Here is a 22,751-nt window from a genome sequence, read left to right on the forward strand (position 1 = left end):
ATGGTTTGCCAGAACCGTTCCATCCGAGCGGACGCGGGTGGGAGCAAAGAGGATTCCGGGCGTGGAGTTGGCAACCCGGTGCCGTGCCGGGTTGTGAACGAAACAGACGGCAGTCCTTATCAGGTCAGGTCGTGAGCCCCTGACCCACCTGAGCGCCGTCCCGAAAGCCTGCCCTCAGAATTCCAGGCGGCCGCGCGGGCCGGACAGGCGCGCCAGTTTCTCCGGCGTCCACAGTTCGTACGTGTACATCGGGTACTGGCGCTTGAAACGCCCCACCCGGTCCCAGACTTCACGGGACTCGAACGGAATGACCAGGATCAGGCGGATCACGCTGTCCTCGGCGTCGTAGATGTAGAAATCGAAGTGGAAGGACTGCTCGCTGCCCCGGTCCGTGAACAGCGGGAACGCGAACGGCCGGTACCGCCACGCCTTCTTCTTCTCGGTCAGGATCTTCGCCGCGACCCGCTTGAGGTTGCTGTCCGGGAAGGTCAGCGTGTCGCCGTCGCGGTCCCGGAAGGTCGTGTCGGGCGCGGGGGCGTCCAGTTGCACGCGCTTGAGTTCCGGCAGCGCTTTCTTGCCGGGCTTGGGCGGACTGCGGCGAGCCGGGCCGCCCGACGTGAACCGCCGCTCCACCGCGCCGCGCCCCTCAGTGCGGCCCTCGTCGCTGCGGTTACCCTCGCCGGGCTTACGCCGCGCGGGGTTCTCACTGCCGCGCGCGCCCGCCGCGCCGCTGCGGCCGCCGCCCATGCCGGCGCGGGTGCTGCCGGGCCGGGCGTCACTGCTGCGTCCGGGGCGGGTGTCCTTGCGGGCCCCGTCCCGGCGGTCCGCGCCGCCGGAATCCCGCGTGGGTCCGGCCGGTTTGATGGTGTCGCGCGTGATTCCACCGCGACCCTGAGCTGTATTGCGTTGTGGGGCTCGGCCCCGTGAACCTTTCTTTGGCCCCGTCATCCCTTCAGTCTAGAGCATCCGGGGAAGACTCCCGCCCCGCCCGCCCCGTCTCCCGGCGCGCCACGTGGACGGGGGCCTTCCCCGGTCAGCCCGGCAGGGCCGCCTTTACCTGGCGCTTTACTTGGCGAGGCTGCGGATCAGGTCCAGGTTCACGAAGCGGTTCAGGTCCGGCACGTCACGCGCAAAGCCGGCCTCGCGGTTCAGTTCGGCGTACTCGGCCAGGGTTTTCAGGTTGATGTCCCAGGTGACCTTCGTGCGGGACAGGGCCTTGAACAGTTCGGCGGTGTTGGGGCGCTTACCCGTGAAGGCGTAGATCTGCTCAGCGACGGACTTCTGCGCGCCCGCGTTGCTGCCCCGGATGAACTCGATGGCCGCGAGGTGCCCCCTGAGCAGGCCCCTGAGCGTCTCGGGGTTCGCGGCGGCGTACTTCGTGTTCACGGTCAGCACGGTGGTGGTGTAGTTCCCGCCGGCCCAGATGGCTTTCTCGTTGGCGATCAGTTTCGCGCCCTGCGTTTCCATGACGGCGCCCTAGGGTTCCTGCACCAGCGCGGCGTCCACCTGCTTGCTGGCGAAGGCGGCGGGCATGTTCGCCGGGTCGATAGGCACGATGGTGACGGTGCCGCCCTCGTCCGTGGCTTTCAGGCCGTTCTCGTGCAGCAGGTGGCGCAGGCTGATGTCCTGCGTGCTGCCGCGCGTGGGCACCGCGACCTTCTTCCCGGCCAGAGCCTTGACGTTCCGCACGCCGCTGTCCTTACGCGCGACCAGCACCGCCCCGGCATTCGCGGCCCCGGCGTACACCTGAATGGGCACGCCGCGCATGAAGGCGTTCATGGCGGGGCCAGGGCCGACGTACGCGGCGTCGATGGCTCCGGCGGCGAACGCCTCGTTGATCTGGCTGCCGTTCGCGAATTCCTTGACGACCAGTTTCACGCCGCCCGGCAGGTTCTTCTGGATCAGGCCGCGCTGCACCCCGACCAGCCCGGCGGCGTGCGTGATGTTGGGGAACACGCCCAGGCGCAGTTCTTTGGCCTGTTGCGCGCTGGCGCTGGCGATCAGGGAGAGGGTCAGGAGGGGGAGGAGGGCACGCTTCATGCCGCGCAGCATAGCAGAGCAGTTGAGTAGATTTGTAATCTATTCAGCTGGCCGTATCAACAGCGAAAGAGCGCCCCCAACAGGAAGGCGCTCACGCTGAACTTCACCTTGAAACCGGAGGCGACCACCGCCCCCACCGCGCTCAGCTCAGTACTGACGGCCGAAGATCACGCGTTTGCCGTACGCGCTGGGCTTACCGCACTTCACGCACTGGCCCTCGCCCGGCTCGTTGAAGAACTCGGCGTCGTCCAGGGGGACGTTGCGGGTGGTGGCCTTGGTGGCTTCCTTGATGCTCTTCTCGCAGTCGGCGTCCCCGCAGTGGTACGCGCGCACCCAGTTGCCCTCCTCGATCTTCGCGGCGAACGTCTCGAAGTCGTCCACGGGAACGGTGTGCTCCAGCATGAAGGTCGTGGCGCGTTCCAGTAGCCAGTCGTGAATGCCGTCCAGGCGGGCGTTCATTCCCGCCACGGCTTCGGCGCGGGGCAGGGTTTCCTTCTCGTCGCCGTTGCGGTTCTTCACGACGACCACGCCACTCTCCAGGTCGCGGGGGCCCAGTTCGATGCGCACGGGCACGCCCTTGAGTTCCCAGTCGTTGTACTTGAAGCCGTTCGTCACGCCGTCACGCTTGTCGACCTTGACCTTCACACCCTGGGCGCGCAGTTCGGCGGCCAGTTTCTCGCCCTCGGCGACCATCTCGTCGAAGTTGTCCTTGCGCCCCACGGGAATCACGACCACCTGAATGGGCGCGATGCGGGGCGGCATGATCAGCCCGAAGTCGTCACCGTGCGTCATGATGATCGCCCCGATGATGCGGCTCGAGATGGCCCAGGAGGTCGTGTGCGCCAGTTCTTCCTTCTGCTCGCGCGTCTGGAATTTCACGTCGAACGCCCGGCTGAAGTTCTGGCCCAGGTAGTGGGAAGTGCCGCTCTGGAGGGCCTTCCCGTCGCGCATCATGCCCTCGATGGAGTACGTGGCGACCGCCCCGGCAAAGCGTTCGCTGGCGGTCTTCTCGCCGCGCACCACCGGCAGGGCCAGCACGTCGCGGCAGAACTCGTGGTAGATGTCCAGCATCTGCCGCACCTCGCCGCGCGCCTCGGTCTCGTCGGCGTGCGCGGTGTGCCCCTCGTGCCAGTAGAACTCGCTGGTCCGCAGGAACGCCTTGGTGCGCAGTTCCGCGCGGAACACGCTGCCCCACTGGTAGTGCAGGAACGGCAGGTCACGGTAGGAGTTCAGCCACCCGCTCCACATGTGCCCGATGATCGTCTCGCTGGTGGGGCGCATCACGTACGGCTCGGCCAGTTCCTCGGTGCCGATCTTGTTCACCGTGAACAGCTCTGGCGCGAAACCCTCCACGTGATCCGCTTCCTTGGTGATGAAGCCCATGGGAATCAGTGTCGGGAAGATCAGCGACTCGTGCCCCGTCGCCTTGAAACGGTCGTCCAGCCACCGCTGAATGTTCTCCCACAGCGCGCTGCCGTACGGGCGCACGACCATCGCGCCCGCCACGGGGCTGTTGTCGGCCAGATCGGCCTTCTTCACGACCTCGTTGTACCAGTCGTTGAAATCCGTGCTCTGGGGCGTCACGCCGTACTGCTGCGCCTTCTTATCCTGTTTGCCGCCGTCCTTAGTCATCGCCCCGCATGATACCGGGCGCGAGTCGGATTGTTCGGGAAGCTCCGGCATAGGAAACGGTGGCAGGGATGGGGTCAGGGAGACAATTCAAACAGGTGCCGGCTCCTCAACCGATTGAAGGGGCTGAGGAGCCGGTACTCTTCCTGCCGAGTGGACCGGCCGGGGATTTGGTTCAGCGTACTTCTGGTCCGGAGATCAGGGCAGAGAGATCGGCTGCTTGACGCCCGGTGTCCGCTGGACCTGATCGGAGTCGCCAACGGTTGAGATGGTGTTCACCGGAACGAGTTTCGGGACGTTCGGATCCGTCAGGTCCAGGGTGAACACGGTCCACAGATCGCCCTGTCCGTTGGGCACGTTGTAGGTCGCGACCAGCGCAGTGCCGCGGAAGACCTGCACGCGTGCGCCCGAGCTGCTCAGGGCTCCGGACTGGCTGTCGCCCTGGTTACTGTAGTCGTGCACGGAGTACCGCAGCAGTCCTTCGGGCGTTTCTGTCACGGTGATCGTCTCAGGGCCGTAGCTGCTGGTATCGTCCACATCAAGATTCACGCTGCCGAGGCTGTCCGTCGAGATTGGCGCGTAAAATGCCACATGGAAACGTCTGCCGTCAGCCAATGGACCAGTCAGGTGCGAGTCAAGGTCAGAGGGCTCTGCTCCCCAGTTAAGGACAAAACGCCACTCTCCGTTACCAGTGAGCTCGGGACTCAGGGCGCGGTCCCCCACATTCAGAGTCTGCTGGCCGATGACAGAGACAGTGCTGGAGGTGCTGATGTATCCAGACTTGCTAGCAGACAGGGAGTAATACCCAGTGGGCAGCGTCAGCGAGTAACGCCCACTAGCATCGCTGGTAACGCTCTGCGTGACCTGTCCACCTCCCAGTCCGGCGCTGGCCGTGATCGTCACGCCTGCGAGTGCGGTGCCGGTGGTAGCGTTCAAGATACGTCCCTGCACGGTGCCGTCACCTTGGATAGCTTGATTAAGGGCCAGGAACGGCTCTAAGACCGTCGTCTGACCAGCCGGCACAGTGAGATTTAGGTATTCGCCATTGCGGTATCCATCCTTGCGAATGATAAGCCGGGCGTAGGTGTCGCTGGGTACGTCCAGATTATAGACGCCGGCCGGATTGTCAGCTGGCCTTACGGTCACGCAGGCCTGGGTTGTACGGCAGAAGTCAAAGTTTACGCCGGACAACGCACTACGCGTCGCTGCGTCCCTGACGGTGACCTGCATGGTGCCGCGCGCTGCAGGTTCCGTGACAGTCAGAGAAAACGCAGGTGAGGTCACGCTGCCGCTGCGGGCAGTCAGGCTGGTCTGACCGGGCATCACACCAGTCACCACGCCGGATGCACTAACCGTGGCGACCCCAGCGTTGCTGCTGCGGAACTCGAAGGTGGGCTGCGAGGTCAGCACCGTGCCGGCCGCGTTCAGACCGCGGGCCGTGCAGGTCGACGTCCCGCCAATCTCGATACCATCCGCTGAGCAGGTTAACTCTATCGAGGCGAGTGTGGTGTCCTGGGGTGCAGTCACATTCACGCTCACGGCATTGGAAGCAATCTGTCCGCTCCGGGCGATCAGACTGGCTGTACCTGCCTTGAGTCCCGCAGCTGTTACGCTGCCTGACACAGCAACTACGTCCGGGGCACTGCTTGTCAAACTGATAACGGGGGGACTGGCCATCAAGACGCCTGCTGCCGTTTTAGCCTGGGTAGTGCAGGTGGCAGTGGCACCGATCGTGATGGTCTGAGGGGTGCAGGATAGTGTGAGAGAAGCAAGCGTCTCCGGTACTGCCTGATCGAAGCGGCAGGCACTCAGCAGGGCGGTACATAGCATGGCGGTCATCCAGGGTAACGGGCGTCGTGACATGAGTGGGGTCCTCCGGGCGGAAAGGTGGGTGAGCGATGAGGGAGCCGTCTGCGCGCAGGTGGGACGTTAAGCCGTCACGTCCTCTCAAATAAAGTAGGAGGGAGAGCGTGACTGCACCATGACTGTATGGGGCTGCATATCAAAGCACTGCTGGATGTGACCAGCGATCCATCTATTCGAGTTCTTTTGGCTAGACATGTTCTGGGGAGTATGCATAACCGGCATGTGACGGTTCCCTCAAGAGGGCGTGACGGTCGGCTTAAGGGTGCTGTCATCTGGCTGAAGGGTGCTGTCATCTGACGGCCATGTTCCGGGGTCAGACTGCGCTCATGACTCAGAACCAGACCGGAGAAATCACCGACCGTATCGCTCAGGATCTCCAGGCCCGCCTCTCCAGGGAAGGCGAGCACATGCAGGTCAAGGACGTGAACGGCGAGCACGTCGGGACCGTCGATCACCTGCAGGATGGCAAGCTGAAGCTCACGAAAACCGATTCCACGGACGGCAAGCATCACTTCATCGAGCTGTCGCAGGTGGAGAGCATGGATGAGGTCGCCGTTTACCTGAATGTGCCCCACAGCGCCATCGCCTGAACCTGACTCGCGGGAAACGTGCCTGTGCCCTGTCTGGGCGCGGCGTTTCCCGCTTCGCATGCCATGTGCCTGCTCGCCGGACGCTGCATGGAGGCCCGCTCTGGGTTCTCTGAATGCCCCTGAACGTACCTCTCAGAGTGCGGCTGACGGCCTGACCTACTCTTCTTCAGACGCTTCAGATCAGACCTTTCAACGTGATGACGTCCCAGCGCCGACATCCCAGCGCCGACGTGCCCCGGCCTGTCACTGCGTTCCGTTTCTCTCTCCTCAGGAGGTTCCACCATGCCGACCATTCAGACCAAGCACACCCTGGCCCCGCAGACCGAGCTGTACTACGAAACGTACGGTGAGGGCCGCCCCGTCGTTCTGATTCACGGGTGGCCGCTGTCGGGCCGCATGTGGGAAGGGCAGATCGACGCGCTGCGTCACGCCGGGTATCAGGTGATCTCTTACGACCGCCGCGGCTTCGGCCAGAGCGGCAAGACGGCCACCGGGTACACCTACGACGTGTTCGCCAGCGACCTGAAAGACCTGCTGGAAGCCCTCAACCTGAACGACGTGACGGTCGTGGGCTTCAGCATGGGCGGCGGGGAAGTCAGCCGTTACGCCGGGCTGTTCGGCACGCAGTACCTGCGTAGCGCCGCGCTGATCTCCTCGGTCGCGCCGTACCTGCTCAAGACCACCGACAACCCGGACGGCGGCATGGCGGAAGCCGACGTGGAAGGCATGGTGCAGAAGGTGGCTGCCAACCGCCCGCAGTTCCTGGCCGGGTTTACGAAGAATTTCCTGAACTGGGACGAGAACGGCAGCAAGTTGGGCGACGAGTTCCTGGACTTCACGGCCAGCCTGTACTTCCAGGCGTCCCCTGTGGCAACCCAGGAGTGCGTGCGCGCCTTTGCCATGACGGATTTCCGCGCGGACCTCGCGAAACTGACCGTGCCGCTGCTGGTCGTGCACGGTGACGCCGATCAGATCGTGCCGCTGGAAGCGAGCGGTCAGCGCGTGCCGCAGTACCAGCCGAATGCAGAGCTGCACGTGATGAAGGGCGCGCCGCACGGCCTGAACGCCACGCACGCCGAGGAGTTCAACAAGCTGCTGCTGGACTTCGTGGCCCGTTGAGCTGAGGCCAGCAGGAGGGGGGCCGGTCAGGCACACGCCCGACCGGCCCTCCTCCTTTCATGGGTGTGTCGTCCTGGCTGTTCAGGGGCCGCCCGGCTGCGCTGGGCACTGTCGTGGCGGTCGCTGCGGTACTGCGGCAGTGGTGGTTGCGGTGACCGGGGCGGGGGAGGGGCACCCCCTGCCGGGTGGACCGGTCAGGACACTGTTGGAAACAGTTCCAAAAAATGTTTATGCTGTGAGGGTATGCCGCAATCAGACTCATTCCGGACGCTGCTGGCCGGTCAACTTCGTCAGGCCTTCGACGATGACCGCGACGCAGACACCTTCCTGCTGCGCCTTGACCGCTACGCCCCGGAACTGACGGCCAGCCTTCAGGCCGCGTACGGCGACGCCGCCCCCGCCCTGATGGACCGCCTGCTGGAACTCATGCTGCACGCCTACCACGCCCGGCCCGCCGACCTGAAAAGGCTGGACGAGGCCCGGCTCCTGCGTCCCGACTGGCTACAGGAACCCGGCATGCTGGGGTACGTGGCGTACACCGACCGCTTCGCCGGAACCCTGAAAGGCGTGCGCGAACGCCTGGATTACCTGCAGGACCTGGGCGTCACGTACCTGCACCTGATGCCGCTGCTGCAACCCCGCCCCGGCGAGAACGACGGCGGGTACGCGGTCGCCGACTACCGCGCCGTGCGCAGCGACCTGGGCAGCATGGACGACCTGTCGGCCCTGGCCGCCGACCTGCGCCCGCGCGGCGTGAGCCTCGTGCTGGACCTCGTGCTGAACCACGTGGCGCAGGAGCACGAATGGGCGCGCAAGGCCCGCGCGGGCGACCCCACGTACCGCGAGTACTTCCATGTCTTCCCGGACCGCACCGTTCCCGACGCCTTCGAACGCACCCTGCCCGAGGTCTTCCCGGACTTCGCGCCCGGCAACTTCACCTGGAACGAGGAGGCCGGCGGGTGGGTGTGGACGACCTTCAACACCTACCAGTGGGACCTGAACTGGAGTAACCCCAGCGTGCTGGCCGAGTTCGTGGACATCATCCTGCACCTCGCCAACCGGGGCGTGGAGGTCTTCCGCCTGGACGCCATCGCGTTCATGTGGAAACGCCTGGGCACCGACTGCCAGAACCAGCCGGAAGTGCATCACATCACCCAGGCCCTGCGCGCCTGCGCCCGCATCGTCGCGCCCGCCGTGGCCTTCAAGGCCGAGGCCATCGTCGCGCCCGCCGACCTGATCCACTACCTGGGCACCGGAGAGCACCACGGGCAGGTCAGTGACATGGCGTACCACAACTCGCTGATGGTGCAGCTCTGGAGCAGCCTCGCCAGCCGCGACACCCGCCTGTTCGCCGAGGCGCTGCGCGTCTTCCCGCCCAAACCCACCAGCACCACCTGGGGCATGTACGTCCGCTGCCACGACGACATCGGCTGGGCCATCAGCGACGCCGACGCCAGCCGCGCCGGACTGGACGGCGCGGCGCACCGGCACTTCCTGAGCGACTTCTACAGCGGCGAGCACCCGGGCACCTTCGCGCGCGGCATGGTCTTCCAGTTCAACCCGCAGACCGGCGACCGCCGCATCAGCGGCACGGCCGCCAGCCTAGCCGGACTGGAAGTCGCGCTGGACGCCGCCGACCCCCGCCGTACCGACGACGCCGTCCGGAGACTGCTGCTGCTGCACGCCGTCACCCTGGCCTTCGGCGGCGTACCGCTGCTGTACATGGGCGACGAACTGGCGCTCCTGAACGACTACTCCTTCGCTGCCGTGCCCGAACACGCCGCTGACAACCGCTGGGTGCACCGCCCCCGCATGGACTGGGAGCGCGCCGCCGACGCCCAGGCCAACCCCGGCACCCCGCACGGCCGCGTGAATGCCGGACTGCGCCGCCTGATCAGCGTCCGCCAGGGCCTGCCGCACCTGCACGCCAGCGTCGAGAGCCGCCCCGTCCCCAGCCCGGACCCCTGCGTGCTGCTGCTGCGCCGCGACCACCCGCAGGGCGTCATGCTGGCCGCGTACAACTTCAGCGAACACACCATCAACTTCCCCGCCTGGGCGCTGCGTGACCACCTGGGCGACCACGCCCGCGACCACATCGCCGCCACCGCCTTCAACCTGGGGAGCGGCACCGTCACGCTCGAACCGTACCGCGCGCTGTGGCTCACGCAGAGCTGAACTGACAGAGCGGAACTGACGGTGTGAACTCCGGTGCGCGGCCCCTGGTGTTTCCGGAGGCCGCGCACCGCGCTTTGCCTTCACTTTCAGACCGGCCCGGCAGGGGAGAAGACCACCGGTCGTGCCGGAGTTGCGGCTGACCCCCGCACCCGCCTGCGCTACGCTGCGCGGCATCCCACTGCTGTACCGGAGGTTCCCATGACGCGACTTCAGACCGCTGCCCGTTCCGTGCCCGCCGTTCCTGCCGGGGTCATGGCCGCCTGATCCGGACTCTGCCCAGAGTCATAGCCCGGAGTCCCGGCGCGCCCCACTGACCCGGCCCCTGCCCCGAGGTCACTTCATGTCCACTGCTTTTACCCTTCAGGCGGCCACGCCCGACACGCTGGCCGACATTCACGCCCTGCACTCCGATCCGGTCGAGGCGGCCCGCCGGTTGACCGTCACGCAGGAGCGCGTGCGGGCCGGTCAACTCGACCCGGCGCGGTTCCTGCTGCTGCGCGCCGGCGGTGCCGTGCTGGGCGTGTGTTTCGTCGGGCCGAACGCCCGCGTGCCCCTGTTCCCCACCTACCGTGCGGACACGCCCGCTGGCGCCCTGACCGCGTTCCTGCGTGAGCTGCGCCGCCGCGTCTCGGACACCCCCGACCGGCAACTGCTGCTGGACGACACGCTGGTCACGCCGCGCCCGGAGGAGGCGGTGCAGGCCGGCTGGGTGCCCGACTCGCAGCAGGTGATCTACCGCACGGACCTGCGCGGCCGGCCCCACGCGCCCGACCCGGACGTGACGCCTGTTCATCCGGACGATCCCGGCATCCCGGAAGCCCTGCGGGACCTGGGCCACCCGGACTGGGAGGCCGCCGAGGGCTGGACCCTGCACGCCCTGCGCCGGGAGGGTCAGGTGCTGGCCCTCGGCGCGACCGGCCCCGGCGGCCGCCCCGGCGAGGCCGGCCTCGGCCTGATCGGCGTGCGGCCCGCGCAGCGTGGGCGCGGGTACGGCGCGCGGCTGCACGCGCACCTGCTGGGCGTGGCCGCACAGACCTTCGCCGCCCATACGGGCGGCACCGACGCCGGGAATCACGCCATGCGCCGTACCTTTGAACGTAGCGGCAGCGTGCTGCTCAGCACCCAGCAGTACTACCGGCAGCGCTGATACGGACTCCGATTGAAGGGGCTGCAAAGACCCTTCAATCCGAGCGAAGCGAGTGGGAGAGGAAGCGGGCTGCCGGGCGTGGAGTTGGCAGGGTCGGCGATGTTCCGGGTTGTCAGCGAAACAGACGGCAGTCCGTATGAGCCGCCCGGCCTTCCCCTTGACCCACCTGCGTGCGCTCGCGTATAGTTCTCTCTTGGTCAAGTGGGGCAGGGCGACCAACGGCTTCCAGCGAGAAGCGGCCCGAACCCCAGACAGAAGCGCCCGGCAACGGGATTGCGACTGGACTACGTAAGGAGGGCACCATGCCCAAGATGAAGACCCTGAAAAGCGCCTCGCGCCGGATCAAGATCACCGGTACCGGCAAGGTCATGGCGTTCAAGAGTGGCAAACGCCACCAGAACACCAAGAAGAGCGGCAACACCATCCGTGGCAAGGGCAAGGGCTTCGTGCTCGCCCAGAGCGAATGGGCCCGCATGAAGAAGATGCTGCCCTACGGAGGTAAATAATGCCTCGCGTCAAGACCGGCACCGTCCGCCGCCGCCGTCACAAGAAGGTCCTGAAGCGCGCCAAGGGCTTCTGGGGCAGCCGTAGCCGCCAGTACCGCAACGCGTTCCAGACCCTGCTGAACGCTGCGACCTACGAGTACCGCGATCGCCGCAACAAGAAGCGCGACTTCCGTCGCCTTTGGATCCAGCGTATCAACGCCGGCGCCCGCCTGCACGGCATGAACTACAGCACCTTCATCGGTGGTCTGAAGCGCGCGAACATCGACCTGAACCGCAAGGTCCTGGCCGACATCGCCGCCCGCGAGCCCGAGGCCTTCAAGGCCCTGGTCGAAGCGGCCAAGAACAACAAGTAAAACGGCTGACACGAACGCCGCCGCCCTTCGGAAACGGGGGGCGGCGGTATTCGTATCAGCTGGGGAAGGCGCAAAGAGGCCGGGGGAATCACTCCCCGGCCTTGTGCTTGTGTGGTGCTGCCCGGCGTTACGGCTCGAAGGTGTCCTGGAAGGCGTAGCGGTCGCCGCGCACCCAGTAGTTGACGTAACTGGCGCGTTTCTGGCCGCTGTAGGTGGTGCGGCGCAGCAGGAACGCGGCGGTACCCAGCGGGACGCGCAGCAGTTCGGCTTCTTCCTGGCGGAGGTTGACGGCTTCGAGGTTCTGTTCGACGCGTTGCAGGGGCACGCCCATGGTGATCATGGTTTCGTGGATGCTTTCCACGGCGAGGTTGTGGTCGAGCAGGCCGGGGACCAGCGAGGCGTTGATGTAGCGTTTCTCGATGACCAGGGCCTCGTCGCCGGCGTTGCGCAGGCGGTGGATGAAGATGACGGGGTCGCCCGGCTGGATCTGCAGCACGATGGCGATCTCGGGGGTGGCCTCGATCTGCATGGCGCGCAGGACGGTGGTGCGGTGGTCGGGGTGGCGGGCCCATTCCTTGAAGGGGCGCACGCGGAACATGCCCTGGCGGAAGCGTTTGCCGGTGGGGAAGGTGCCGGCGCCCTGAACGCGGTACACGTAGCCTTCGCGTTCCAGTTCGTCGATGGCGCGGCGGGCGGTCATGCGGGAGACTTCGAATTCGCGGGCAAGCTGCGGTTCGCTGGGCAGGGGGAGCCCTTCGGCGTAGTGACCGCCGAGCAGGCGGTCTTTCAGGGTGGTCTTGATAAGCGGGTACTTCGCCATGCATCCCTCCGGGTGTCCGCTGGCGGGCGGAGCCGACCTCATCTTAAGGTTAGTGTCACAGGTACACAAGCTTGTCTAGCTGTCACGCGGCCCGGTACAACGAGCGTTAGGAAACAGATCGTTCGCAAAGTTCAGGGCAAAAAAGCGATGAAAATGAATACCTGGCTGCTGGCATCAGGCGCAGACCACGCTCTTTTGCAGCCTGAAAAGGCCCACCCAGCAGACCAATTCTCCGTTGACCGACTGCCTCCCCGCACGCCACGGCGCTGTCATCGTGACCCCCGGCACACCTGATCCTACCCGCCGATATGGGACATCTCGACCTTCCCGGCACGCGCCTCGCGGCTGGCCGCCGTGAGTTCCCCGCGCTCCTCACTGTACCGGTCGCGGCGCTCCCGCCACACCCCGGCAATCAGCGCCTCCAGCCCCGCGTCATCCAGGGCCGCCTGTCCCGGCGTTCCCCGCATCGGGCCGCGCAGGTCCGTACCGCCCGACGCGAACAGGCACGAGTACAGCGTACCCACCGCCGAGATCCGCGCCCGCGAGCAGTCCCCGCAGAACGGCGCGGTCACGGAACTGATCAGGCCAACCTCATGCCCCTGCCCGTCCGTGTGGCGCGCGGCCACCTCGCCCCGGTACTCCGGGTTCACCGGCGTGAAGTGCAGGTCGTCGCCCGCCAGCCGCGCCAGCACCTCGCGGGACGGCACCACACTGTCCATGTTCCAGCCGTTGTGATTGCCCACGTCCATGAACTCGATAAAGCGCACCGGGGCCAGGTCCCGCAGCGCCAGCCACAGCCCGCGCAGGCCCGCGTCGTTCACGCCGCGCTGCACGACCGTGTTGATCTTCACGCCCAGGCCCGCCGTCAGGGCCGCCTCGATGCCGTCCAGCACCTTCTGCGGATGCGTGCCCAGGCCGTTCATGCGCCCGAACACCTCCGGGTCGAGGCTGTCGATGCTGACCGTCACGCGGTCCAGACCCGCCGCCTTCAGGTCGGCCGCCATGCGCGGCAGCAGCAGCCCGTTGGTGGTCATGGCGATGTCCTGCACGCCCCCGATACCGGAGAGCCGCCTGATCAGGTCCGGCAGGTCGCGCCGCAGGGTGGGTTCGCCGCCCGTGACGCGCAGCTTACTTACCCCCAGGTTCACGAAGGCCCGCGCCAGCCGCTCGATCTCCTCGAAACTCAGCAGTTCGGCGCGGGGCAGGAACGCGTAATCCGGGCCGAACACGTCAGCCGGCATGCAGTATGTGCAGCGCAGGTTGCAGCGGTCAGTCACACTGATCCGCAGGTCACGGAGGGGACGCCCCAACTGGTCGACGAGCATTATCCCGCAGCATACCCGCCCGGGGGTTGGGAATTGGCGGGAACGCCGCCATTCGCGGCGGCCGCCCCTCCAGTGGAAGCTGCCCCTTCAGGGTGTGATACGGACTCTGATCGAATAGTTTGCAAAACCGTTCAATCCGAGCGGACTCGTAGAGCTGCGCCGCAGAGCGAGTGGGAGACAGGCGGACTGAGGGGCGTGGAGTTGGCAACCCGGTGCATTGGCGAGTTGTTAGCGAAACAGACGGAGTCCGAATGATCCTTCCGATCCGGCCGGGCGTGAACGCACCAGACGGAGTCTGCCTGACGCGGTCTGCGGTGTTCAGCACTGCGGGGGTCCGGTCAGCCGCGCACGGCCAGGAATGCTGGCATTCGGCGCGGAGCACCGGGAAATTCTTTTGAAAGGAAACTCCTGCGGGGCCGCTGGTCACGCATGCGGATGGTCAGGCGCGGCTGGCTGTTCCGTGCGGAGGGACGGAAATATTGAACCCGGTTCATTGCATTCAGTGGGGTGGACTCCTAGGCTGAACTCCAGCCCATACAGTTCTTCTCACGCTCAAACGGCCGTTCGTCTGAGCACGGTTCCACCCGGCGCACCCCTTCTTCAGGAGGTTCACATGACCGTATCCAGCGTTCAGCCCGGCCAGACCACCGCCCCGAGAAACGCCGCGTACCAGCAACTGGTCGCGCAGCGGAACTCCTTCACCATCATCATGACCGTCACGTTCCTGGTGCTGTACTTCCTGCTGCCCGTCCTGGCCGGATACAACAAACCCCTGATGGCCACCAAGGTCTTCGGGAACGTCACCTTCGGCTACGTGCTCGCGTTCGCCGAGTTCGCCATGGGCTGGATCATGGCGTACGTGTACATCGTCAAGGCCCGCACCTTCGACCGCCTGGCCGAAGAGGCCAAACGATGACCTTCCTGCTCGCCGCGATCATCGTCGCTATCACCCTGGGCGTTACCTTCTGGGCCAGCGGGCGCAACACCAGCGCCGGGGACTTCTACGTGGCCGGGGGCCGCATCAGCGCCACGCAGAACGGCATCGCCATCGCCGGGGATTACATGAGCGCCGCCAGCTTCCTGGGCATCACCGGCCTGATCGCCCTGAACGGCTACGACGGCTTCATGTACTCGGTCGGGTGGTTCATCGCGTACCTGACCGTGCTGTTCATCGTGGCCGAACCGCTGCGCAACCTCGGCAAGTACACCCTGGCCGACATGCTGGTGTACCGCCTGAAAGACCCGCGCGTGCGCACCTACGCGGCCGTCAGCACCATCGTGATCAGCACTTTCTACATGATCGCGCAGGTCGTCGGGGCCGGCTCACTCATCAGCCTGCTCTCCAAGGGCGCCATCAGCGCGGACGTCGCCATTCCCCTCGTGGGCGTGCTGATGATCATCTACGTCGTCGTGGGCGGCATGCTCGCCACCACCTGGGTGCAGATCATCAAGGCCCTGCTGCTGATGTTCGCCACCATCGTCATGACTGTGCTGATCCTCAACCGTTTCGGCTGGAGCTTCTCGAACCTCCTCGGGCAGGTCGAGGCGAAGAACGGTGCGGAATTCCTCGGCGCCGGCGTGAAGTACAAGAACCCCATCGACCTGATCTCGCTGTGCCTCGCCCTCGTGCTCGGTACCGCAGGCCTCCCGCACATCCTGGTGCGCTTCTTCACGGTGCCCACCGCGCAGGACGCCCGCAAGAGCGTCGTGTGGGCCATGGTCCTGATCGGCGCGTTCTACGTCATGACCGCCTTCATGGGCAACGCCGCGAACGTCCTGCTCGGCAAGGACGCCATCGAGGCCGCCAACAAGGCTGGCAACATGGCCGCGCCCCTGCTGGCACAGGCGCTGTTCGGCGGTGAGGGCACCGTCGGCGGCGAGTTCGGACTGGCCTTCGTGACCGCCGTGGCCTTCGCCACCATCCTCGCGGTCGTCGCGGGCCTCACCATCAGCGCCAGCACCAGCTTCACGCACGACATCTACAACGGCGTCCTGAAAGGCGGACAGGCCAGCGAGAAGGATCAGTTCCGCGTGGCACGTCTGGCCACCGTCGCCGTCGGCATCGTAGCCATCATCCTGGGCCTGCTCGCCAAGACGCAGAACGTCGCATTCCTGGTCGCTCTGGCCTTCGCGCTGGCCGCCAGCGCCAACCTGCCGGTCATCCTGTTCACGCTGTTCTGGCGCAAGTTCAACGCCACCGGCGCCATGTGGGGCATCGTGGGCGGCATCCTGTTCACGGTGCTGCTGATCGCCATCAGCCCGAACATTATGAAGATCGACCCGGACACCCTGACGACCGGCCGCCACCTGATCCAGGCCAACGCCATCTTCCCGCTGGAGAACCCCGGCCTGATCAGCATCCCCATGGGCTTCCTGTTCGCGTACATCGGCACCATGATCGGCGCCGGCCGCCGCAACGAAGCGCAGGACGAACGCGACTTCGAGGACATGCAGTTCCGCGCCTACACCGGCGCCGGCACCGACGGCACCGTCGCCGCGCACGACTGACACGGAGGTGGAAGAGGGGGCCCGGATGGCGAGTCGCGTCCGGGACCCCTCATTGGCCTGTCGGATGCGCTGTTCTGCCGACGCGCCCGCTTGCGGCGTGTTCTAGCATGACGCGCGTGACTGCCCTGACCCGCGCCGCCTCCACCTACCCGACCGGGTTCTGGGTGCTGTGGTGGGGCACGCTGCTCAACCGCCTGGGCGAGTTCGTGGTGCCGCTGCTGGGCTTCTACCTGACGGCGCAGGGGCACCTGAGCGTCACGCAGGTCAGCGTGATCCTGGCGATGCTGGGCCTGGGCCGCTTCGTGTCAGAGGGGCTCAGCGGGCCGCTGACCGACCGGCGCGGCCCGGCCTTCACCATGATCCTCGCTCTGAGCGGCGGGGCCGTCATGATCCTGGCCCTGTCGTTCGCGCGGGGGTTCTGGTGGACGGCAGCGGGTGTGCTGGGCTTCTCGCTGCTGTCGGCGCTGTACAAACCCGCCGCGAGCACCGCCGTGGCGGAACTCACGCAGGGCGCGCAGCGGACCCGCGCGTACAACCTGCTGTACTGGGCGATCAACGTCGGGGCCGCCACTGCGCCCGTGCTGGGCGGCTGGCTGGCCGGGCGGTCCATGCGGCTGCTGTTCTGGCTGGACGCCGCCACCATGGCCGCGTTCGCGCTGCTGCTCGCGCTGCGCTACCCCCGCGTGCCCCGCACCGCAACCCTCGGTGCCCCGCGCACCCGCCGCCTGCTGCCCAGGGACGCGCTGCTGTGGCAGTTCTGCCTCGCGTCGCTGCTGTTCGGCCTGACGTACCAGAGTTACAAGCTGCTGGCCGTGGTGTTCGCGCAGGAGGGGTTCAGTGCCGCGCAGTACGGACAGGTTCTCGCCGTGAACGGCGCGCTGGTCGTGCTACTGGGCCTGCCGCTGGGTCACCTGATCGCCCGCAGTGGTCACCCGCGCTGGCAGGCACTGGGTGCGGCGCTGCTGGGCGCAGGATTCCTGGGGCACGCCTTGGCGCACACCCTGTGGGCGCACATGCTGGCCGTCGCCGTCTGGACGGTGGGGGAGATCATCGCGTACGGCATCAGCAAGACCATCATCAGCGAACTGGGCCCCGCCGCACAGCGCGGCACGTACATCGGACTGGTGGGCAGCATGGCGGGCCTGGCCACCCTGATCGCCCCACTGCTGGGCGGCGCACTCCTGCAGACGCTGGGGGCGGGCGGGATGTGGACCGTGATTGCCGGTCTGGCGCTCATGGCCACCCTGCTGCTGCTGGCCCTGGAAGGCCGCGTGCGGGGCCGCCTGTCGCAGCGGCAGAAGGAAGAAGCCCTGGTGTGACCCGCCCTGCTGCCCGTTTTCTCCAGGCCGGGCACGTCATCGGAGGACGGGCGCACCGGTCTGATCACGCGTGCCAGCGGGTGGGCGATCAGGCTGGGCAGGCCCGGTGCGAACTTGAACCGGGTGCAGTACCGCCGCAGTACCCGTGCAGCTTTCCCATCCGGAATCCCACCTCTGTGCGAGTATAGTGAACTCAACACACAACCAGCCCGACCCAGCGTCCGGGGCCACACCGACGGCCCCTGCCCCTTCCTCCGGAGGTTCCCGCATGACCCAGTCCCCCAGTTCCACTGGCACCCAGACGCAGCCCGGCCCCGCCAGCGATCACATCGACGCCCTGCTGCACGAGAACCGCGTCATTGCGCCCAGCGACGCCTTCCGCGAGCGCGCCCGCTACTCCACGCAGGATTACGACCGCCTGTACCGCCAGAGCCTCGACGACCCGGACACCTTCTGGAGTGGCGTGGCCGGAGAGCTGCACTGGTTCACGCCCTGGACTCAGGTGCTCGACTGGCAGCCGCCGCACGCGCAGTGGTTCGTGGGCGGGCAGACGAACATCGCCTTCAACGCCCTGGACCGCAACGTGGCGCGCGGCCTGGGTGACAAGCGCGCGGTCGTCTGGGAAGGTGAGGACGGCGAGGTCCGCACCTTCACGTACGCAGAGCTGCTGCGCGAGGTCAAGCGGGCCGCGAACGCCCTGCTGGCCCTGGGCGTGCAGGCGGGCGACCGCGTGACCCTGTACCTGCCCCTGGTGCCCGAGGCGGCCATCGCCATGCTCGCCTGCGCCCGCATCGGGGCGGTGCATTCCGTGGTGTTCGGCGGGTTCTCGGTCAGCGCCCTGGCCGACCGCATCACCGACGCGCAGAGCCGCGTGCTGATCACCGCCGACGCCGGGCAGCGACGCGGCGCGCTGGTGAACCTCAAGGCGAACGCCGACGCCGCCGCCGCGCTCGCACCGGGCCTGGAGAAGATGCTGGTCGTGTGCCGCGCCGACTGCGACGCGCCCATGCAGGAGGGCCGCGACGTGTTCTGGCACGACGCCCTGAACGCCGCCAGCGACGACCACGAGGCGCAGGCACTGGACAGCGAACACCCGCTGTTCATCCTGTACACGTCCGGCAGTACCGGCAAACCCAAGGGCGTACAGCACACCACCGGCGGGTACATGGTCGGCACGTACCTGACCACCCAGGCCGTGTTCGACCTGCGTGACGACGACGTGTACTGGTGCACCGCCGACGTCGGCTGGATCACCGGCCACAGCTACAGCGTGTACGGCCCCCTGCTGAACGGCGCGACCGTCGTCATGTACGAGGGCGCGCCCAACCACCCGGACTGGGGCCGCTTCTGGGACGTCGTGCAGAAACACCGCGTGACCATCCTGTACACCGCGCCCACCGCCATCCGCGCCATCATGCGCCAGGGCGACGAACTCCCCGCCAGCCGCGACCTGAGCAGTCTGCGCCTGCTCGGCTCGGTCGGGGAACCCATCAACCCCGAAGCGTGGATGTGGTACTACCGCGTGATCGGCGGGGAGCGCTGCCCGGTCGTGGACACCTGGTGGCAGACCGAGACCGGCTCGATCATGCTGACCACCCTGCCCGGCGCGCACGCCAGCAAACCCGGCAGCGCGGGCCTGCCCATGTTCGGCATCGAGCCCGCCATCATGACCCACACGGGCGAGGAACTCGGCCCCGACGACGGCGGCCTGCTGGTCATCAAACGCCCCTGGCCCAGCATGCTGCGCACCGTGTACGGCGACGACGAACGCTACCGCAAAACCTACTGGGGTGAAATCGAGGGCGTGTACTTCGCCGGAGACGGCGCCCGCCGCGACAGGGATGGGTACATCACCGTCACGGGCCGCGTGGACGACGTACTGAACGTGAGCGGCCACCGCCTGGGCACCATGGAGATCGAATCGGCCCTCGTCTCTCATCCCAGCGTCTCCGAGGCCGCCGTCGTCGGCCGCCCCGACGACGTGAAAGGCGAGTGCGTCGTTGCGTTCGTCCTCCCGCAGGGCGACCGCACCATCGACCCCGCCGAACTCCGCGCGCACGTCAGCCGCGAGATCGGCGCGCTGGCCCGCCCCGACGCCATCTATGTCGCCGACGCCCTGCCCAAGACCCGTAGCGGCAAGATCATGCGCCGCTTCCTGCGCCAGATCGCCGCCGGCAAAGAAATTCAGGGCGACACGAGTACGCTGGAAGACCCCGGCGTGCTGGACCGCATCGCCGCCACCGACCCCGTGTAAAGCAGGTCAGCGTCGCCATACCAGCAGCTGCGCGGCGTCCTGAACGGGAGAGTGTTGATCGGGGATGGAATGGGGGAGAACCTCCGCTCCATCCCCATACCTCAGCGGAGGCAGATGCCGGGTGTTCCCCAGCCATCTGCCTCCGACCATCTGCCAGCGGCTCTTACATCTCCATCCGGGTTTTCAGGAAGTTGGTCATGACCGCACCGCGTTTGTAGAACGGGTTGTCCATGATCTTCACGTACAGCGGAATGGTGGTTTTGGGCCCCTGGATGACCGTCTCCTCCAGGGCGCGTTTCATGCGGCTGATCGCCTGCTCGCGGGTGTCGTGGTGCACGATCAGTTTGCCGATCAGGCTGTCGTAGTGCGGGGGGATCACGTAGCCGGTGTAGCAGTGACTGTCCACGCGCACGCCGGGGCCGCCCGCGAAGTGCACGTCCTCGATCTTCCCGGCGGCTGGGCGGAAGTCCTTGTCGGGGTCTTCGGCGTTTAGGCGGCACTCGATGGCGTGACCGCGCAGCACCACGTCTTCCTGCTGGATGTTCAGGCCGTACCCGGCGGCGATTTCCAGTTGCAGTTTCACGAAGTCCAGGCCCGAGATTTCCTCGGAGACGCAGTGTTCCACCTGGATGCGGGTGTTCATCTCCATGAAGTAGTAGTTGCCGTCGCGGTCCACGATGAATTCCAGCGTGCCGGCCCCGGCGTAGTTCACGTGCCTGGCGAGGCGCACGCCGGCGTTCAGGATTTCCTGGCGCAGCGTGTCCGGCAGGGTGCTGGGGGCTTCCTCGATGAGTTTCTGGTTGCGCCGCTGGATGGAGCAGTCGCGCTCGCCGATGTGGATCACGTGGCCGTGGCCGTCGCCCATGACCTGCACCTCGACGTGCCGGAATTCCTCCAGGAATTTTTCCATGATGATGGCCGGGTCACCGAAGTACAGCCGCGCCTCTTCCTGCGCCTGCGCGAAGCCCTTGGCGAGTTCGTCCTGCGTGCGGATGATCTTCTGGCCGCGTCCGCCGCCGCCGGCGCTGGCCTTGAGCAGCACCGGGTAGCCAATCTGTTTGGCGGCCAGCAGGGCGGCGTCCGTGTCTTCCAGCACGCCGGTGCCGGGTACGACGGGTACGTTACTCAGCGCGGCGATCTCGCGCCCGCCGGCCTTGGATCCGAGGGCGCGCATGCTTTCGGGGGTGGGGCCGATGAACACGATGCCGTGCTCGCGGCACATCTCGGCGAAGTCCGGGTTCTCGGCCATGAAGCCATACCCGGGGTGAATGCCTTCGGCGCCGGTCATCAGGGCGGCCGACAGGATGTTCGGAATGTTCAGGTACGACTGGTTGCTGGCGGGCGGGCCGACGCACACGCTCTCGTCGGCCAGCAGGACCGGCAGGCTCTTCTCGTCGGCGGTGGAGTACACCACGACGGTTTTCACGCCCAGTTCTCGCGCGGTGCGGATCACACGCAGGGCAATCTCGCCGCGGTTGGCGATCAGGATTTTCTTGAACATGAACTTCGCTCCTTGCCGATGGCAGAAGGCTCAAGGCCGGATGGCGAGAGCGCAGGCGGGGAGTGGCCTTCTGCCTTCTTCTATCGGCCTTCTGCCTCTTATTCGATGATGAACAGCGTCTGGCCGTATTCGACGGGTTCGGCGTTTTTCACGAGGATCTCGCGCACCGTGCCGCCCATCTCGGCCTCGATCTCGTTCATGAGTTTCATCGCCTCGATGATGCACAGCACCTGTCCGGCGGCCACGGTATCCCCGACTTTCACGTAGGCGGGCGCGTCGGGGCTGCTGGACGCGTAGAAGGTACCCACGATGGGTGCCTTGACCGGCGTGCCCTTGCTGGGCGCGGGGGCCGGGGCGCTCGCGGCGACTTCCGGGGCGGGCTGTGGCGCGGCGGGCGTTTCGGCCTGCGGCGCGTCGAAGGTGGGGGCCGGGGCGCTGGGCGCGGGGGCCGGCATGGGCGCGGCCTGCGTGGGGGCGGGGCCGGTGGGGGCGCTGAAGGCGGGGCCGCTCATGGCCTGCGGGCCGCGCCGCAGGTCCAGGGCGAAGCTGCCGGTCTTCAGGCTGAATTCGCGTACGTCGGCGTGGCTCAGGGCATCGAGGATTTTCTTGAGGTCGTCTGGGTTCATGGGCCCCTCCTGGGTGGTGCTGTGGGTGATGGGTGCTGAAACAGAGTTGTCAGTCGCGCTGCCTCCCATCATGACGGGTGGTCCGCGCGGCGGGGTGTCACCGCCTGCCTAACGCTCGTTTGGCTGGACTGAGTCTAAAGCAAAGTGAAGTGCCGCCCACCGGATCACCGGAGTGGGCGGCACTTCACGCACGGACGATCAGGCGCGGCTGAGGTAAGCGCCGGTCCGGGTGTCGACCTTGACCATGGTGTCCTGCTCCACGAACAGGGGCACCTGCACGGTCGCGCCGGTCTCCAGCTTGGCGGGCTTGGTGCCGCCCGAGGCGGTGTCGCCGCGCAGGCCGGGATCGGTCTCCACGATCTTCAGGATCACCTGGTTGGGCAGGGTGATGCTCAGGGCCTTCTCGCCGTACATGGCCACGTCGACCTCGGTGTTCTCCTTCATGAACTTGGCGGCGTCGCCGACCAGGTTGGGAGACAGCGGCACCTGCTCGAAGGTTTCCATGTCCATGAACATGAAGTCCTCGCCGTCCTTGTACAGGTACTGCATGGTCTTGCCTTCCACGTAGATGTCCTGCAGTTTTTCACCGCTGTTGAAGGTGCGGTCCACGATCGCGCCGGACTCCATGTTGCGGAACTTCGTGACGACCTTCGCGCCGCCGCGGCCCATCTTCAGGTGCGAGTAATCCAGGCACTCCCAGAGGCCGCCGTCCATTTCCACTTTGGTGCCGTTGCGCAGTTCAGTAACGCTGATCATGTCATTCTCCTTTTACGCTCGCCAGGGCCGCCCTCACCGCCCGCCTGCGGGCCCGGGCCGACCGGCCAGGTGGTGGGACGCCTCGCGGCAACGCCCAAGAGTCTAGCAGACCCCCCCGCGGCCCTTCCACCGGACCGGGCGCGTTTGCTATGCTGTCACGGTTGCACGTCCGCCCCCGCCCCCGGACCCCCGGCGCGCGGCGAGAGCGAGGCGGCGA

18 protein-coding genes and 1 pseudogene are annotated in these 22,751 nt (G+C 66.7%); 10 read left to right on the plus strand and 9 right to left on the minus strand.

Annotated elements, in window-relative coordinates:
- Positions 1-174: 174 nt before the first annotated feature.
- From M8445_RS07695 to M8445_RS07710, 4 genes and pseudogenes are all read right to left on the minus strand, one after another.
- The gene (locus M8445_RS07695) at positions 175-948 is read right to left on the minus strand and encodes a hypothetical protein (protein WP_273987118.1); all 774 of its coding nucleotides are present in this window, start codon (positions 946-948) and stop codon (positions 175-177) included.
- A 117-nt stretch (positions 949-1,065) separates the two neighbouring features.
- Positions 1,066-2,040: pseudogene (locus tag M8445_RS07700) on the minus strand (ABC transporter substrate-binding protein).
- Between the two features lie 147 nt (positions 2,041-2,187).
- Entirely contained in the window at positions 2,188-3,672 is a 1,485-nt protein-coding gene (gene proS / locus M8445_RS07705; RefSeq protein WP_273987119.1) for a proline--tRNA ligase, read from the minus strand.
- A 195-nt stretch (positions 3,673-3,867) separates the two neighbouring features.
- Complete coding sequence (locus M8445_RS07710) at positions 3,868-5,346, minus strand: carboxypeptidase regulatory-like domain-containing protein (RefSeq protein ID WP_273987121.1); 1,479 nt, start codon at positions 5,344-5,346, stop codon at positions 3,868-3,870.
- 515 nt (positions 5,347-5,861) lie between these two features.
- Here M8445_RS07710 and M8445_RS07715 point away from each other — a divergent pair.
- The 6 genes from M8445_RS07715 to rplT all read left to right on the plus strand — a co-directional run bounded on the left by M8445_RS07715 (position 5,862) and on the right by rplT (position 11,425).
- The gene (locus M8445_RS07715; protein ID WP_273987122.1) at positions 5,862-6,125 is read left to right on the plus strand and encodes a DUF2171 domain-containing protein; all 264 of its coding nucleotides are present in this window, start codon (positions 5,862-5,864) and stop codon (positions 6,123-6,125) included.
- Between the two features lie 282 nt (positions 6,126-6,407).
- Positions 6,408-7,244: an alpha/beta fold hydrolase gene (locus M8445_RS07720; RefSeq protein WP_273987124.1), complete on the plus strand. Its 837-nt coding sequence runs from the start codon at positions 6,408-6,410 to the stop codon at positions 7,242-7,244.
- Between the two features lie 243 nt (positions 7,245-7,487).
- Complete coding sequence (locus tag M8445_RS07725) at positions 7,488-9,419, plus strand: alpha-amylase family protein (protein ID WP_273987125.1); 1,932 nt, start codon at positions 7,488-7,490, stop codon at positions 9,417-9,419.
- A gap of 340 nt (positions 9,420-9,759) precedes the next feature.
- Positions 9,760-10,566, plus strand: a complete 807-nt coding sequence (locus M8445_RS07730; RefSeq protein WP_273987126.1) for a GNAT family N-acetyltransferase — start codon at positions 9,760-9,762, stop codon at positions 10,564-10,566.
- 302 nt (positions 10,567-10,868) lie between these two features.
- On the plus strand, positions 10,869-11,072 hold the full coding sequence (gene rpmI, locus M8445_RS07735; protein ID WP_055362162.1) for a 50S ribosomal protein L35: 204 nt from the start codon (positions 10,869-10,871) through the stop codon (positions 11,070-11,072).
- A complete protein-coding gene (gene rplT / locus M8445_RS07740; protein WP_273987127.1) occupies positions 11,072-11,425 on the plus strand; it encodes a 50S ribosomal protein L20 in 354 nt (117 codons plus the stop codon). Before rpmI ends, rplT begins: the two co-directional genes overlap by 1 nt.
- A 127-nt stretch (positions 11,426-11,552) precedes the next feature.
- Here rplT and M8445_RS07745 read toward each other — a convergent pair whose 3' ends face one another.
- Together M8445_RS07745 and moaA are read right to left on the minus strand one after the other, a co-directional pair.
- Positions 11,553-12,245: a GntR family transcriptional regulator gene (locus M8445_RS07745; RefSeq protein ID WP_189064093.1), complete on the minus strand. Its 693-nt coding sequence runs from the start codon at positions 12,243-12,245 to the stop codon at positions 11,553-11,555.
- Positions 12,246-12,541: 296 nt separating this feature from the next.
- Positions 12,542-13,570, minus strand: a complete 1,029-nt coding sequence (gene moaA / locus M8445_RS07750; protein WP_273987129.1) for a GTP 3',8-cyclase MoaA — start codon at positions 13,568-13,570, stop codon at positions 12,542-12,544.
- 613 nt (positions 13,571-14,183) lie between these two features.
- Between moaA and M8445_RS07755 the strand changes: the two genes are divergently transcribed.
- The 4 genes from M8445_RS07755 (at position 14,184) to acs (ending at position 19,651) form a co-directional block, all read left to right on the plus strand.
- Positions 14,184-14,486, plus strand: coding sequence for a DUF485 domain-containing protein (locus tag M8445_RS07755; protein WP_189064091.1), 303 nt, complete (start codon positions 14,184-14,186; stop codon positions 14,484-14,486).
- Positions 14,483-16,078 carry a solute symporter family protein gene (locus M8445_RS07760; protein WP_273987131.1) on the plus strand — a complete coding sequence of 532 codons (1,596 nt, stop codon included), beginning with the start codon at positions 14,483-14,485 and terminating at the stop codon, positions 16,076-16,078. Before M8445_RS07755 ends, M8445_RS07760 begins: the two co-directional genes overlap by 4 nt.
- Before the next feature lie 107 nt (positions 16,079-16,185).
- Complete coding sequence (locus M8445_RS07765; protein ID WP_273987134.1) at positions 16,186-17,397, plus strand: MFS transporter; 1,212 nt, start codon at positions 16,186-16,188, stop codon at positions 17,395-17,397.
- Positions 17,398-17,665: 268 nt separating this feature from the next.
- Entirely contained in the window at positions 17,666-19,651 is a 1,986-nt protein-coding gene (gene acs / locus M8445_RS07770; protein WP_273987135.1) for an acetate--CoA ligase, read from the plus strand.
- A gap of 163 nt (positions 19,652-19,814) precedes the next feature.
- On the opposite strand, the gene accC is transcribed toward acs, so the two are convergent.
- The 3 genes from accC to efp all read right to left on the minus strand — a co-directional run bounded on the left by accC (position 19,815) and on the right by efp (position 22,534).
- On the minus strand, positions 19,815-21,152 hold the full coding sequence (gene accC, locus M8445_RS07775; RefSeq protein WP_273987136.1) for an acetyl-CoA carboxylase biotin carboxylase subunit: 1,338 nt from the start codon (positions 21,150-21,152) through the stop codon (positions 19,815-19,817).
- Between the two features lie 98 nt (positions 21,153-21,250).
- Entirely contained in the window at positions 21,251-21,778 is a 528-nt protein-coding gene (accB, locus tag M8445_RS07780; protein ID WP_273987137.1) for an acetyl-CoA carboxylase biotin carboxyl carrier protein, read from the minus strand.
- Between the two features lie 198 nt (positions 21,779-21,976).
- Positions 21,977-22,534 (minus strand): elongation factor P, encoded by a 558-nt coding sequence (gene efp, locus M8445_RS07785; protein WP_273987139.1) that lies wholly within the window; start codon positions 22,532-22,534, stop codon positions 21,977-21,979.
- Positions 22,535-22,751: the final 217 nt, after the last annotated feature.

The organism is Deinococcus aquaticus (assembly GCF_028622095.1).
GTDB lineage: Bacteria > Deinococcota > Deinococci > Deinococcales > Deinococcaceae > Deinococcus > Deinococcus aquaticus.